Source organism: Echinicola soli (assembly GCF_006575665.1).
In the GTDB taxonomy this organism is placed as follows: domain Bacteria; phylum Bacteroidota; class Bacteroidia; order Cytophagales; family Cyclobacteriaceae; genus Echinicola; species Echinicola soli.
On sequence record NZ_CP041253.1, the window covers coordinates 4,614,409 to 4,629,583 of the forward strand.

Below are 15,175 nucleotides of genomic sequence, written 5' to 3' on the forward strand. Positions count from 1 at the left end.
ATTTGGTTTACCTTGATAATCGGATATGATTATACGCTTTTCTGCCAGCTAAAGAATATCCATAAAACTACCTTATATCAATCAATGATCATCAAAAAACCAGCAATCCCTGCTCTCTTAAAATCTCCCAAACCTCTGACTCGACCAATTCTTCAAAATCCCCTATTGCCGCCTCGTATTCCTCCCAGATCACCTGAAGTCGATGAAGTGGTTGGTCATAAGATACCCTAGCCAAAAGACCAGCTATCCACTCCCCAAATTCCAACGGCAATTCCATAACAAAATCCTCTTTCTTGCCTGAAAACACCAATTCCATAAATCCTTCCTCTTCGCCATCCTGGATATCCGGCTGCACTCCTATCCAAACAATCCGCAGATGCTTCTTATAGGTAAACGGCGGCTCATCCAGTAACTGCTGCTGGATATAATTCTCGGAAATAGTGGTATTTGGAATTTCAAAATCAAACCACTGCTCCAATGGCATGTCAAAGCCAACTCCATGCATATAATTAAACAAGGATTTGCGAAGCCCTTCCGAAAAAGCAGCATGATCCACTCCAAGAGGATCTTCATAATCCACCTCATTATTGGCAAATGGTGCCGAACTCAAGTCCGTACGATGGACACCAAATGCTGCAGGATCCAGTCCTACTGGGCTATGGGCCGTCATGGCAAACCGATGCCAAAAACCAGACTGCAACACGCCCTCTTCAAAAAGCTGTCGAACCATTTCCAAAGAATCCACTGTCTCCTGGGCAGTCTGCGTAGGATAGCCGTACATCAGGTAAGCATGCACCATGATGCCCGCTTGGGTGAGGTGGTTTGTCACTTGGGCTACTTGGGCCACTGTCACCCCCTTCTTGATCAATCCCAACAAACGATCAGAAGCCACCTCCAACCCGCCTGAAATAGCAATACAACCTGAAGCCCTGAGCAGCCTGCAAAGGTCTGCAGTGAAATTGCTTTCAAAACGAATATTGGTCCACCAGACCACCACCAATCCTCGCCTTAAAATCTCCAACGCCAAATCCCGCATCAAGGCAGGAGGAGCCGCCTCATCCACAAAGTGAAACCCGTTGGTTCCTGTCTTTAACATGATCTCTTCAATGCGATCACAAAGCATAGAGGCGGTAATTGGCTCATATCGACCAATATAATCAAGCGAAATATCACAGAAAGTACATTTGCCCCAGTAGCACCCATGCGCAAGCGTCAGTTTGTTCCATCGACCATCACTCCAAAGACGGTGCATGGGATTGGCCACCTCGATCACTGAAAGATAATTCCCCAAGGGCAAGTCGCCATAGTCAGGCGTCCCTACTTCCCGCTGTGAGACATCCTTGACAGAAGGATTATCCATCATCTTCACTTCACCGTCCAAACGTACGAAAGTACGCTTCAGCTCCTCCATTGGTCGCAGACCGTCCAGGTGCTCTAACAGCAAACGCACAGGAGCCTCGCCATCATCCAGCGTGATATAGTCTACATAATCAAATATCCTTGGATCCTTCAGCGTCCTGAGTTCTGTATTCGGATAGCCTCCACCCATCCATATTTTAATGTTTGGATGCTGATCTTTGAGGTATTGTCCGCACTTGAGGCCACCATATAAATTCCCCGGAAAAGGAATTGAAAAAGCCACTGACTTGGGTTGAAACGCTTGTATTTTCTCCTCCAGTACATCCAAAAGTATGGAATCGACCAAGGTCAAAGGCGCTAGCAAAGCAGCTTCCATCCCATCAAACGTACTGGCCGACATGCCCAATTGCTCTGCATAACGGCTAAACCCAAAATGAGGATCAATGGCCTCTGTGACCAAGTCACCCAAATCCTCCAAATATAAAGTGGACAGATAGCGAGCTTTGTCCCTTAGCCCCATACTTCCAAAAGCCCAATCCACATCATCCAGCTGTGCAAAACGATCCGCTTGGGGCAAGAAATTCCCTTCGGAAATATGGTAAGCCAACGTAGGGTTTTTATCCTGCAAAAAATCGATCACCGTATCGATGGTTTGCATATAGGCTGCCTTCATCCTGATAATCCGCTGTACATTTTCTGAATAATCCAGGCCTTGCTCCTCAGCCAAATCAAATACTTGCGACAACCCTTCCCTGGAAAATAATCGCAATATCACCTCCAGTCCCAAATCGGCCTGATTGGAATCAATATTTAGTGTATTCAGATATCCCTTAAGGTAAGCGGTTGCTGGATAAGGGGTATTGAGTTGAGTAAATGGCGGAGTGATAAATAAAACTTTTGTTGCCAAAACGGAGCGGTTTGATACGGGGCAAAGTTAGAAAGAATAGATGGAATATTGCATCATCGAAAACTCAGCAATTTCCATCTACATCACATGCTGCTCCATCACCATTTCCACTGAGATCCTGGACAGAAGGTTTGTTCTCCGCATATTCCTTCCAAGCGGTTTCCAATGCTTGGGAAAAAGTCTCCTTAGGCTGTGCCCCCGACACCCCATACTTCTCATTCATCACGAAAAAGGGCACGCCCCTTACGCCAAGCTGATGGGATTCATAAATATCCTGTGTCACCAAAAGGTCCAAATCCCGGGAATCAAGTGCTTCTTTTGATTTCTCCACATCCAGCCCCACTTCCGCAGCCAAGTTCACTAAAGTTTCCGGATCAGCCGTATTGGCTCCTTCGGTAAAATAAGCCTTAAAAAGCCTTTCCTTCATAGCATCTCCTTTCCCTGCGGACTTCGCAAATTGTAACAGACGATGTGCCACTCGTCCATTGGCCACGACCACTTTGTCAAAATCATATTCCAGTCCTTCCTCCCTGGCCATTTCAGCAACTTGGTTACCGGCCTCCCTGGCCTGTTCTACGGTCCAACCTTTGGTCTCTGCCAGGTATTGGGCAATGCTCTTATCAGGATCGGTTTTCATATCTGGATTGAGCAAAAAACTCTTCCAAATCACTTCTACCTCATCCTTGTGTGGAAATTCTGCCAAAGCAGATTCCAGCCTTCGCTTGCCGATATAACAAAACGGACACATGATGTCCGACCAAATCTCTATTTTCATTTTTTATTTAATTTTAATAGCTAAATCAATTGAAGGGAATTTGAGTTCCCGGTTGTTGGTTTCTTTTAGAAACGTCCATTCGTAAAAGCCATCAATAACTTATATCTTAGTAACCCAACAATCACCCTTTGACAATACTAAAGGGACCAACACCAAGTAACTTAATAACTAATATGAAAACCAAAGAATGCCCCTCCTGCGCTATGGAAGTAGATGCCAAATCCAACGTCTGCCCCATCTGCAAATTTGAATTCCCACAACGCAGCCCCATTATCCAATGGGTGGCCATTCTGTTGGCGATATTGTTTGTTTTATTGTATGTTTTATAGTCTTGAGTAATGAGCTGGGCGACACTAAGTAATATCACATTTATTAATAAGCAAAAAAATCATAACTCATCCTATCGATCAGCGTCATCTGCGTGCTATTTTTATTCCTCAAACAACACTAAAAAAGGGACTCCTAAAAGCCCCCTTTTACCTAAAACCACCCTCTAAAGCATCTCCAAATGCTGCTGCAGGGAATCCTTCACCGCATCCGCCACCAGATGATAAAACGGCACGGGGTCATTCTTGACCTGAACAGCCTCCAGGGCTTTATAGTAAGCTAGCCGGGAAGCCTGATCCCCTTTCAGGTTAGCAATGGTATATCCATTCCCTACCAGCACCAGATTCATGATCAAACGGCTAGTGCGGCCATTGCCATCCACGAAAGGATGGATACTTACCAGCCGCTCATGCATCTCAGCGGCTAAAATTACCGGATGCAGCACGTTCTTTTGCTCCCGGTAATGGACAAAATAATCTTCCATCATCTTATCCACCAGATAAGGCTGAGGCGGAACATGCTCACTTCCGGCAATCCTCACGGGCACCGAACGGTATTTCCCTGCATTTTCCCTATCTATTCCTTTCAGCACCAGATAGTGCAGCTCAAGCATAGTCCTATTATAGATATCACCCTTCATACTGATCAGATCTTCTAGATAATCCACCGCCTCAGCATGATTGATCGCTTCCAGATGCTCCCGCATGGACTTCCCACCGATGGTAATCCCTTCATTGACCACCAAATGGGTTTCCTGAAGGGTCAAGGTATTACCTTCTATCCGGTTACTTTCAAAAGTATAGGCCACATTAAAATATTCTTTCATCTTTTGCAGCTGAGTGCCCCCCAACGGACGTCTTTGCTGCCATTGATCTTTAAGCTGATCGATTTCCTCCAGCTTTTCCTGTACATGGGCAGGGATTTTATCCATTTCCAGTGCCTTCTCTCCTGCAAGGTATTCCACCCTGCTTTCTGCCAAAGCCAGGATCTCGTCCGCATTCACTTCGTACTGAACCAGCTCCAGGACTTTCTCTGCCAGCCACTGCTTCTTCAAATCTGCAAAAGAAAGCTGATAGGCCTCCGAAAAAGCCTTGAGATTGGCAGCTGCTGGTATTCTTTTGCCCCGCTCAAATTTACTGATCAGCCCTGCATCTATCCCGGTACCCTTCACCGCATCTTTTAGGGTGAAGCCTTTTTCCTCTCTGGCTTCTTGTAAGATTTGTGCAAGGTATTTCATGTTTTTGACTATTTCATTTTTGACAAATTAAGTCAATATCTGGAATTTTACAATTTTTTTCTCTTCCTATCCTTAAGTTTTTTATCAACTATTAATTGAAAACCACCATCTTTAATATTCTCGGTACAAAAAATCGATAAACGTAACTATTTGGCAATAAATGAAATAAAATTTTACACATTTAAAAACCCACCCTGTTCACACCCCCTAATCAGGCCAAAAAGGCTGTTCACCCAAATAATCATCGGTAAAAAAATACATTTATATAAAAGAAATTCAGCAATATCAGGAAACCCACAAAGCAAACCAGAACAACAAGTCTGATTTCATAAAATTTATCGAAAAATATTTTGTATATTTAATTTTTAATTCGAACATTTGTACCGTATTAGAAAATGAGCAATTTAATTAACATAGCAACCTTTAACAGCAAGTTGGATATCCTTTCCATCAACAGTATTGCTATGCCTATTTTTTCGCCCAGGAAAAACTTCAGGAATCTTTTTAGGGCCTAGTCCCTACTATATTATTTGACGTCCTACGTGGATGTCAGCCTTCAAAATCATAATCAAATTTATTTCTTAGAACATTCAGGAGTCAATTATTGGCGATCCCGATAGCTATCGGGATTGGGGGATTTTGTGTCAATCAGGACTCTGTTGATAAATACCAAACATGACAAAAAGTCAATTTATCATACAAACTGCGGGAGTGCAGCACTGTAAATACGCTGAAACCATCGTAGATGAAATGGCTCTTTCGGCCAAAGCGAGGGGTACTGGTATTGCCAAACGCTCACCCGATTACATCATTCAAAAGATGATGGAAGGAAAAGCGGTCATTGCCCTTTCCAAAGAAGGCGAATGGGCGGGATTCTGCTATATTGAGGCCTGGGGCCATGGTAAATTCGTGGCAAACTCCGGCTTGATCGTATCACCCAACTTCCGAAAATCAGGCTTGGCAAGGGATATCAAAAAAGCGGTATTCAAACTCAGCCGTACCAAATTTCCCAATGCCAAAATCTTTGGGCTGACCACAGGGGCTGCAGTAATGAAGATCAATTCAGAGCTAGGCTATATACCGGTAAGCTACTCGGATCTTACCGACGACGAAGAATTCTGGAAAGGCTGCCAAAGCTGCGTCAACTATGAAATACTAAAAAGCAAAAACCGCCAAAACTGCCTCTGCACCGCCATGCTCTACGTCCCTAAGGACCAAAAGAAAAAAGACGTGGCCATGAAAAAAGATTTTGGCAAAAACCTCAACCTGTTCGAACGATTGGTACGTATGAAACGTGCGGTCTTTACAGGTTTAAAAAAAAAGACAATAAAGACCTTTGAATTAATATAAACTACACACATGAAAAAAGTTGTTTTAGCATACAGCGGTGGTTTGGACACCACTTTTTGCGCCATTCATCTATCCCAAGAAAAAGGCTACGAAGTACATGCCGTATTGGTCAATACCGGTGGGTTCAGTGAAGAAGAGCTTAAAACCACTGAAGAAAGGGCAGGCAAATTGGGCATTGCCTCTTTTGAAGTATTGGACGTCACCCAAACGTACTATAATGAGGTGATCAAATACCTGATCTTTGGCAATGTGCTAAAAAACCAAACATATCCGCTTTCGGTCAGTGCCGAAAGAATCCTTCAAGCAAAAGCCTTGGCCGAATATGCCAAAAAAATAGGCGCTAAGTCGGTAGCACATGGAAGTACTGGAGCTGGAAATGACCAAGTCCGTTTTGACATGATCTTCCAGACCATTCTTCCCGAAGCAGAAATTATCACCCCTATCCGTGACCTCAAACTCAGCCGTGAAGCTGAAATCGAGTACCTGAAAAAACACGGTGTGGAAATGAATTTCGAAAAGGCAAAGTACTCCATCAACAAAGGCATCTGGGGTACATCTGTGGGTGGCAAGGAAACACTTACATCTGGAGACACGCTCCCTGAAGAAGCCTATCCTACCCAGCTGACAAAGGAAGAACCTGCCAAAATCACCCTTCAATTTGAAGCGGGAGAACTGGTAGGGGTAAATGGTGAAAAATTCGATAATCCAGTTGATGCCATTCTAAAAGTGCAGCAATTGGCAGATCCTTATGCCATTGGCCGTGATATTCACGTGGGAGACACTATTATCGGTATCAAAGGCCGTGTGGGTTTTGAAGCAGCTGCTCCGTTGATCATCATCAAAGCACACCAACTACTGGAAAAGCACACCCTTACCAAATGGCAAACCTTCTGGAAAAATCAGCTTTCCGAATTTTATGGCAACCACCTCCACGAAGGACATTACCTGGATCCGGTAATGAGAAACCTAGAAGCCTTCTTGGAAGACACGCAACACTTCGTGACTGGCGAAGTCAAAGTGGCCTTGAAACCATACCAATTCCAGCTGATCGGTATCGATTCTCCACACGACTTGATGTCTGCTAAATTTGGTAGCTATGGAGAAATGAACAAAGGCTATACTGCTGAAGATGTAAAAGGATTCACCAAAATCCTGGGCAACCAAACTGCGATTTTCCACAAAGTGAACCAAACCTTAGACAATGACTAAAATCAAAACTGCCATTATTGGTGCGGCGGGTTATACCGGCGGTGAACTACTGAGAATTCTGGTTCACCATCCGAATTGCGAATTAGTATACATCCACAGCAACAGCCAAAAGGGCAAAAAAATAGATGAAGTACACCCTGACCTGATCGGGGATTCCAATCTGGTCTTTACAGATGAAGTAAAAACAGAAGGGCTGGATGCCGTTTTTCTGGGCTTGCCCCATGGACAGGCCAAAACTTTCCTGGAGGAAAATGTATTTGATGAAAATACCGTTATCATCGACCTGAGCACGGATTTTCGTGATGAGTCCAATGGCTTTCTGTACGGCCTTCCGGAAATCAATGCCATGAAGACCAAAGGAGTCAAACGGATAGCCAATCCTGGCTGTTTTGCCACTGGTGTCCAATTGGCCCTAGCACCGGCCATTGCTGCAGGGCTAGTTAAGGCTGACCTCCATATTACCGGTATCACCGGAAGCACCGGCGCCGGAAAAAAACTAAGCGAAACCACCCATTTCAGTCAGCGAAACCAAAATGTATCGGTGTACAAGCTCTTCACACACCAACACTTAAAAGAAATCAAACAAACTTTTGGACAACTACAGTCAGGGTTTGACCAAAACCTACTGTTTGTCCCCTACCGGGGCAATTTCTCCAGAGGAATTTGGATAACGGCGTATTTCCCATTTGATGGTTCACTGGATGAAGCCTACAAGGTCTACCTTGACTTCTACGCTAACGCTGCCTTTACACATGTTTCGGAAAAGGACATTGACCTGAAGCAGGTGGTCAGTACCAATAAATGCATAGTCCACTTGAAAAAAGAGGCCGGACAACTAGTGATATATTCGGCCATTGACAATTTGCTGAAGGGTGCTTCTGGCCAAGCCGTCCAGAATTACAATCTTGCCTTTGGGCTGGATGAAAAAGAAGGCCTCAGGCTCAAAAGCCTTGCCTTTTAAGCCAGGCCCTAAGTCATTTAGTTAACTATATTTCTGGATTGTCAGCTCAGGTAGCCATCAAAGAAGGTCGAAGTCCCAAGATACCCTCCGACTCCGCTCAGGGTGACACGCGGTTTGTCAGGTCGAGCGGAGTTGAGCCCCAGTCTCTTTGACAAAATTATACAGTGTTTGACTTAACCGAAATTGATTGGCAGTACAACCCCAATCCCTTAACAACTTTATATCCTAACACATGAAACCATTTGACGTATACCCCCTGATCAATGTCACTCCGGTAAAAGCTTCCGGAAGCAAAATCTGGGACGACCATGGCACTGAATATTTAGATCTATATGGTGGTCATGCTGTGATCAGCATTGGACATAGCCATCCGCACTATACCAAACGGATCAAAGAACAGTTGGATAATATTGCCTTTTACTCCAACTCTGTCCAGATCCCGATCCAAAAGGAATTGGCCATGAAACTCGGAGAACTTTCAGGCTATCCCGATTACGACCTTTTCCTCTGCAATTCTGGCGCGGAAGCCAATGAAAACGCCTTGAAGCTCGCTTCTTTTGAAACAGACAAAAAAGGATTCATCGCCTTCACCAAAGGCTTTCATGGCAGGACTTCTGGAGCGGTAGCCCTCACCGACAATCCCAAGATCATTGCGCCATTCAATGAACACGAAAATGTACACATTTTACCTTTCAATGATCTGGAAGCAGTGGAAAAGCAGCTGGCAAAAGGAACTATTGCCGGTGTGATCGTGGAAGGCATCCAGGGAGTTGGAGGAATCCAAGTACCTGATCCAGCTTTCTTGCTGGGCCTTTCCAGATTGACCAAACAATACGGTGCCAAATTGATCCTGGATGAAGTACAGTCCGGCTATGCCCGTACAGGAAAGTTCTTTGCCCATCAATGGGTCGATGGTCTAAAGCCTGACTTGATCACTGTAGCAAAAGGAATGGGCAATGGATTTCCGATCGGCGGAGTACTGATCAGCCCTGAATTCAAGGCTTCACATGGCCTGCTGGGAACCACCTTTGGAGGAAACCACTTGGCGTGCGCCGCCGCTTTGGCGGTGCTTGAAGTGATCGAAGAAGAAAGCCTGATTGCCGCAGCAGCAAAAAATGGAAAAGCCATCATGGCGGCATTGGAGAAAGTAGATGGCGTGACAGAAGTACGGGGGCGGGGACTGATGATTGGCTTTGACTTGGAAATCGAAGCCGCACCGGTTCGATCCGCCCTGATCCATGAGCATAAAATATTTACCGGAAGCTCCGGAGGAAAGCATACCATTCGGTTACTCCCTCCACTGAATATTGAGCCAAAAGCCTTAACTTTATTCGTGGAGAAACTAGAAGAAGTACTGAAAGTCAAACAGGCATAATTTCACCAACTCATCGAACCAAAGATCAAGGTGACTTCTTGCAATATTTCACCAGAGTAATTGAGTTAAAAGAATAGGAAAAACACAGCAAAACCGAAAAGACCAAGTTAAATGATGCAGTCCTTGAGGCTTTGCTAGAAAACAAAAAAGCATGAAATATTACACCCAATTTGAAAACAAATCCCTTGCTGATCAGCTTATTAAAAAAGCCTTGGAATACAAAAAAGAACCACTTTCTGATAGTAACCTTGGTAGGGGCAAGCGAATTGGATTATTATTTCTTAATCCTAGCCTAAGAACGCGCCTCAGCACTCAAATTGCTGCATCAAACCTTGGCATGGAGTCCATTGTCCTGAATATGGATAAAGAAAGCTGGGCACTGGAAATGGAAGATGGAGTGATCATGAACCAGGGCAAAGCCGAACACATCCGGGATGCAGCGGGTGTATTGGGAAGCTATTTCGACATCCTGGCGCTGCGGGCTTTCCCCTCTCTTAGCAATAAAGATGAAGATAGTGAAGATTTCATCCTCCATCAGTTCGCAAAGCACAGTGGGCTGCCATTGATCAGCTTGGAAAGTGCTATCCGCCATCCTTTGCAGAGCTTGGCCGATATGGTAACCATTGATGAGCACAAGAAAAAAGACAAGCCTAAAGTAGTCCTTACCTGGGCTCCGCATATCAAAGCTATTCCGCATGCTGTAGCCAATTCCTTTGCCGAATGGTCCATTGGATGTGGCCACGATGTGACCATCACCCATCCGGAAGGATATGAGTTGGACGAGCGCTTCACAAACGGGGCCAAAATCGAACACGACCAGGACAAAGCACTGGCCGATGCCGATTTTGTTTACGTTAAAAATTGGAGTGCCTTTAATGATTACGGGAAAATCCTTTGCACCGATGAATCCTGGATGCTCAATGAACAAAAACTTGGGCAGGCACCCAATGCCAAAGTAATGCACTGCCTTCCAGTGAGAAGAAACGTAGAGCTTTCGGACGAAATCCTGGATGGACCAAGAAGCCTTGTCCAGCACCAAGCCAAAAACCGGATTTTCGCTGCCCAAGCAGCCATTAGTGAGCTTTTGAAATAATCCCGTGACCATCACAACCTATTACCTGATATGAATATAAGCATTGTCAAAATCGGCGGGAACGTCATCGATGACCCCCAAAAGCTGGATGAGTTTTTACTCCTGTTTTCCCGCTTGGAAGGAAAAAAAATCCTCGTTCATGGAGGTGGTGTCATGGCTTCCAAATTTGGCTCAAGCCTGGGAATCGAACCAAAAATGGTCGATGGCCGACGGATTACCGATGCGGATACCCTGGACGTGGTCACCATGGTCTATGCCGGTCTGATCAATAAAAAGATCGTGGCCAAACTCCAGCAATTTGAGCAAAACGCCATGGGATTCACTGGTGCTGACGGAAATCTTATTCGTTCAGCGAAGCGTCCGGTAAAAGACATCGACTACGGATTTGTAGGAGATGTCAAAGAAATAAATACCGAACTGATGGAAGTGCTATTGGAAAAAGATGTCGTGCCGGTATTTTCGGCCATCACGCACGATCGAAAAGGCAACCTGCTAAATACCAATGCGGATACCATTGCTTCTGAAATCGCCACATCCATGTCCGTAAAGCATACCGTAAGACTGTATTTCTGCTTTAATAAAGCCGGGGTACTGATCGATGAAAACAATGATGATTCACTCGTCCCCAAAATCAACGAGGACATTTATGATGAACTCAAAAGGGACAACGTTATCCATAGCGGCATGATCCCCAAGCTGGACAATGCCTTCAGTGCACTTCACAAGGGAGTCAGCAATGTGTGGCTGGGCAAAGCAGAAAACCTGATCTTAGCCTCCAAAGGCAAAAAATCAGGCACCAATATCGAGCGACACCGGTACGATCTTTATTGATATTATAATGAATGGAATTACAGATGTAAGCGTCAATGTCGTTTCCTTTTTGTTAATGCCCCTTGTAAGTGGATAAAGAAAAAGTAAGCAAAAAAGTGTCAACTGAATTCAGGACGTGACAGCAGCAGATGCCTTTTGATTCATTACTTTTGACACTACACTTGAAATAGATACTTAACAGACATGCCCTACCCAATCATCCATGAACTTAAACAAGAAGCCAAACAACTTCTACAACAACTAATAGAAACCCCTTCTCTTAGCCGGGAGGAAGAAAACACCGCACAGCTGCTGGCAGATTACCTGACCAAAAAAGGCGTCCAGGTAAAGCGGTTACAAAACAATGTTTGGGCAGTCAATAAGCATTTTGATCCCAAACTGCCCAGCATCCTTCTCAATTCCCACCATGACACTGTAAAACCCAACAATGGCTACACCAAAGATCCTTTTAAGGCCATTGTAGAAGATGGGAAACTATACGGGTTGGGCAGTAATGATGCAGGAGGATGCCTAGTCAGCCTTATCGCTACCTTTGTCCATTTCTATGAGCAAAAACTCCCTTACAACCTCATTTTGGCAGCCACCGCTGAGGAAGAAGTAAGTGGAAAAAATGGCATTGCTTTGTTACTGAAAGAATTGCCAACGATAGCACTGGCCATCGTAGGAGAACCAACACTGCTGGATGTGGCCGTTGCTGAAAAAGGGCTGATGGTCATCGATGCCACCGTGACGGGAAAAGCAGGTCATGCTGCCAGAAACGAAGGCGTAAACGCACTCTACGAAGCACTTCCCGACCTCAATGCCCTCAAAGATTATAAATTCAAAAAAGTATCCGATTACTTGGGCGAAAGCAAAGTATCAGCCACCATCATCCAAGCGGGTTCACAGCACAATGTCGTGCCGGACAAATGTGTCTATACAATAGACGTCAGGGTCACAGACAGCTATACCCTTCAGCAGGCCTTGGATGAACTCAAGGGCTTCCTAAAAGCTGATCTCCAACCAAGATCCATGCGGCTCAACTCTTCCGCATTGCCAAAAACCCACCGCATCTGGGAAGTAATCGATCAATTATCACTCAAATGCTATGGCAGCCCAACCCTATCTGATCAGGCATTGATCCCTTACCCGTCGATCAAAATCGGCCCCGGTGATTCTGCCCGTTCACACAGCCCGGATGAATTTATCCACCTCGACGAAATCGATCAGGGAATTGATCGGTATGTGGCTATTTTAGATACATATGTACATTTGAAATAAAACACCATGTAGTCAGCCGTAATATAGTGATCAGTGACCATTAATCGGTGATCCGTAATCAGTGACCGGTATCGACTTCTACAAAAGATTAAGTCGGAACATATTTATTTTGTAATTTCATCTATGGATTATGGTAAGAGTTTTAAAGAATTACAGGTTTACAACATATCTAAGCAATTGACAGAGGAAGTTTTTAAGATAACTAAAGAATTTCCAAAGGAAAAAACTTATTCTCTCACAGACCAAGTAGGACGATGCTCTCGATCCATTGGAGCGCAAATAGCGGAAGCTTTGGGAAGAAGAAGATACGAGAAACATTTTATCAGTAAATTGACTGACCCAGATGCAGAGCAAATAGAGACATAACACTGGATTGAAACAGCTTTAGATTACAAATACATTTCTAAGGAGGCTTCGGATGACTTAATAGATCTTTGTAAATCAATTGACAAAATGCTAACTGCTATGATGACTAAATCAGCATCATTCTGTAGTTAGCGACGGAATGAAATTAAACTGAATACCGATCACTGATTACCGACCACTGAATACTGATTATCCCAAAAAACAAAGATTGAAATAGCAGTTTTCGAATCAAATAACATTAACGACAACAATTCCCCATGAAACTTTGGCAAAAAAACACCACCAGCACCAAGGAAGTAGAACAGTTCACAATTGGACGTGATCCTGAATTTGACATTGTGCTGGCTCCTTTTGATGTACTGGGTTCTTTGGCACATGCGACCATGCTCGAGAGTATTGACCTGCTTACTAAAGACGAACTGGCAATTCTTAAAAAAGGACTGAAGGAAATCTATCAGGAAATCCAAGAGGGTACTTTCAAAATCGACCCAGGGGTGGAAGATGTCCATTCTCAGGTAGAGTTTCTGCTGACCGAACGCTATGGTGATGTCGGAAAAAAACTGCATAGCGGTCGCTCCAGAAATGATCAAGTAGCGGTAGACCTGAAACTATACTATCGTGCTGTCATCCAAGAGGTATTGGAAGATGCGAAGGCACTCTTTGACCTGCTGATCACCTTAGCCGATAAACATAAAAATGACCTTATGCCGGGTTATACCCACACCCAATTGGCCATGCCGTCTTCTTTTGGACTGTGGTTCGGTGCTATGGCGGAGTCCCTGGCAGAAGACATGGAACTCTGGCTGGCCGCTTACAATCTGTCCGACAGAAATCCTCTCGGTTCAGCAGCAGGCTACGGTTCCTCATTTCCGCTAAATCGAACCATGACCACCCAACTCCTTGGCTTCAAAGACATGCACTATAACGTCATCAATGCCCAAAACAACCGTGGCAAAACGGAGAAGGTCATAGCCTTTGCCATGGCAGGAATGGCTGGCACATTGAACAGGCTTTCTGCGGACATTATCATCTTTATGAACCAACATTTTGGCTTTGTAAAGTTCCCGGACAATCTCACGACAGGATCCAGCATCATGCCTCACAAAAAGAACCCTGATGTCTTCGAGCTGATCCGTGCCAAGGCCAACCAGATCCAAAGTGCCCCTCAAAACCTGATGATGCAGATAACCAATACCACTACAGGCTATCACCGTGACCTCCAACTGCTGAAGGAAACGACTTTTCCCGATTTCGAAAAGCTCAAGGATTGTCTGCAGATCACCAAGTTTATGCTTGAGCACATCGAGATAAAAGCAGGTATCTTGGATGATAAATTCTACAAGCACCTCTTCAGTGTGGAAGTGGTCAATGAACTGGTTTTGCAAGGTGTGCCCTTCCGTGACGCCTATAAAAAAGTAGGCCTGGATATCGAAAGCGATGATTTCTCGCCAAACCACGCTGTCAACCACAGCCATGAAGGCAGCATTGGGCAGCTTTGTCTCGATGAAATCAAAGAAAAAATGGAAACCGCATTGACTAAATTTGATTTTAGTGCGATTGAGGCTAGTTATACGAAATTGCTTGAAGCATAGCCAATAGACACTGAGCGGAGCCCTGGAATAGCCTTCGAATCCATCCGGCTAGGCAGGTCCGCTCAGTCTACGGTTTTCTTTGTTTTGTTATTTTTTCATCTCCTTTATGTCTATAACATTGGACAGAGAAATATCCTAACAGCCATTAATCATCTATTACAATAAATTTCTTACACATATTCACGTTACCCGTGGATTACAAATCCGCCTTATCCGACATCCGGATTGCAAATCTGGATGAGCAATATTGCCACGTCCTGAATTTACTTGATAATTTTTTTCTTCAAAATCGGTCACTACGAACCTGTCTACAGCCAAGCAGAGAGGAATGACGAAGCAGTCTTCTCACAAGAGAAGGAGATTGCTTCACTCCGTTACTCTGCGTTCGCATGACGTTACCGACAAGTTACTTTGTCATTAACTGTCTTTGCTCTTTATTCTTTTCTCTATCTTGATACTTACTACTTGATACTAAATTCCCACCTTCCATTGCCATCTTTCTCCAAAATTCGTTATTTTGGGTTTTAAAACAT

12 protein-coding genes are annotated in these 15,175 nt (G+C 44.4%); 9 read left to right on the forward strand and 3 right to left on the reverse strand.

Annotation, left to right across the window (positions count from 1 at the left end; genetic code table 11):
* Positions 1 to 91: 91 nt before the first annotated feature.
* The 3 genes from FKX85_RS18060 to FKX85_RS18070 all read right to left on the reverse strand — a co-directional run bounded on the left by FKX85_RS18060 (position 92) and on the right by FKX85_RS18070 (position 4,605).
* Positions 92 to 2,266: a B12-binding domain-containing radical SAM protein gene (locus FKX85_RS18060; protein WP_141616065.1), complete on the reverse strand. Its 2,175-nt coding sequence runs from the start codon at positions 2,264 to 2,266 to the stop codon at positions 92 to 94.
* Between the two features lie 64 nt (positions 2,267 to 2,330).
* Positions 2,331 to 3,041 carry a DsbA family oxidoreductase gene (locus FKX85_RS18065; RefSeq protein ID WP_141616066.1) on the reverse strand — a complete coding sequence of 237 codons (711 nt, stop codon included), beginning with the start codon at positions 3,039 to 3,041 and terminating at the stop codon, positions 2,331 to 2,333.
* A 493-nt stretch (positions 3,042 to 3,534) separates the two neighbouring features.
* Entirely contained in the window at positions 3,535 to 4,605 is a 1,071-nt protein-coding gene (locus FKX85_RS18070) for a Fic family protein (RefSeq protein WP_141616067.1), read from the reverse strand.
* A 675-nt stretch (positions 4,606 to 5,280) separates the two neighbouring features.
* On the opposite strand from FKX85_RS18070, the gene FKX85_RS18075 reads away from it, so the two are divergent.
* The 9 genes from FKX85_RS18075 (at position 5,281) to argH (ending at position 14,642) form a co-directional block, all read left to right on the forward strand.
* The gene (locus FKX85_RS18075) at positions 5,281 to 5,955 is read left to right on the forward strand and encodes a GNAT family N-acetyltransferase (protein WP_141616068.1); all 675 of its coding nucleotides are present in this window, start codon (positions 5,281 to 5,283) and stop codon (positions 5,953 to 5,955) included.
* 9 nt (positions 5,956 to 5,964) lie between these two features.
* Entirely contained in the window at positions 5,965 to 7,164 is a 1,200-nt protein-coding gene (gene argG, locus FKX85_RS18080) for an argininosuccinate synthase (protein WP_141616069.1), read from the forward strand.
* The gene (gene argC, locus FKX85_RS18085; RefSeq protein WP_141616070.1) at positions 7,157 to 8,125 is read left to right on the forward strand and encodes an N-acetyl-gamma-glutamyl-phosphate reductase; all 969 of its coding nucleotides are present in this window, start codon (positions 7,157 to 7,159) and stop codon (positions 8,123 to 8,125) included. Before argG ends, argC begins: the two co-directional genes overlap by 8 nt.
* A gap of 232 nt (positions 8,126 to 8,357) precedes the next feature.
* Entirely contained in the window at positions 8,358 to 9,500 is a 1,143-nt protein-coding gene (locus FKX85_RS18090) for an aspartate aminotransferase family protein (protein ID WP_141616071.1), read from the forward strand.
* 151 nt (positions 9,501 to 9,651) lie between these two features.
* On the forward strand, positions 9,652 to 10,593 hold the full coding sequence (locus FKX85_RS18095) for an N-acetylornithine carbamoyltransferase (protein WP_141616072.1): 942 nt from the start codon (positions 9,652 to 9,654) through the stop codon (positions 10,591 to 10,593).
* A gap of 30 nt (positions 10,594 to 10,623) precedes the next feature.
* The gene (gene argB, locus FKX85_RS18100) at positions 10,624 to 11,424 is read left to right on the forward strand and encodes an acetylglutamate kinase (protein ID WP_141616073.1); all 801 of its coding nucleotides are present in this window, start codon (positions 10,624 to 10,626) and stop codon (positions 11,422 to 11,424) included.
* Positions 11,425 to 11,607: 183 nt separating this feature from the next.
* The gene (locus FKX85_RS18105) at positions 11,608 to 12,684 is read left to right on the forward strand and encodes a M20 family metallo-hydrolase (protein WP_141616074.1); all 1,077 of its coding nucleotides are present in this window, start codon (positions 11,608 to 11,610) and stop codon (positions 12,682 to 12,684) included.
* Positions 12,685 to 12,807: 123 nt separating this feature from the next.
* A complete protein-coding gene (locus FKX85_RS21685; protein WP_229239674.1) occupies positions 12,808 to 13,050 on the forward strand; it encodes a four helix bundle protein in 243 nt (80 codons plus the stop codon).
* A 257-nt stretch (positions 13,051 to 13,307) separates the two neighbouring features.
* Positions 13,308 to 14,642, forward strand: coding sequence for an argininosuccinate lyase (gene argH / locus FKX85_RS18115; protein WP_141616075.1), 1,335 nt, complete (start codon positions 13,308 to 13,310; stop codon positions 14,640 to 14,642).
* The last annotated feature ends 533 nt before the right edge of the window (positions 14,643 to 15,175 follow it).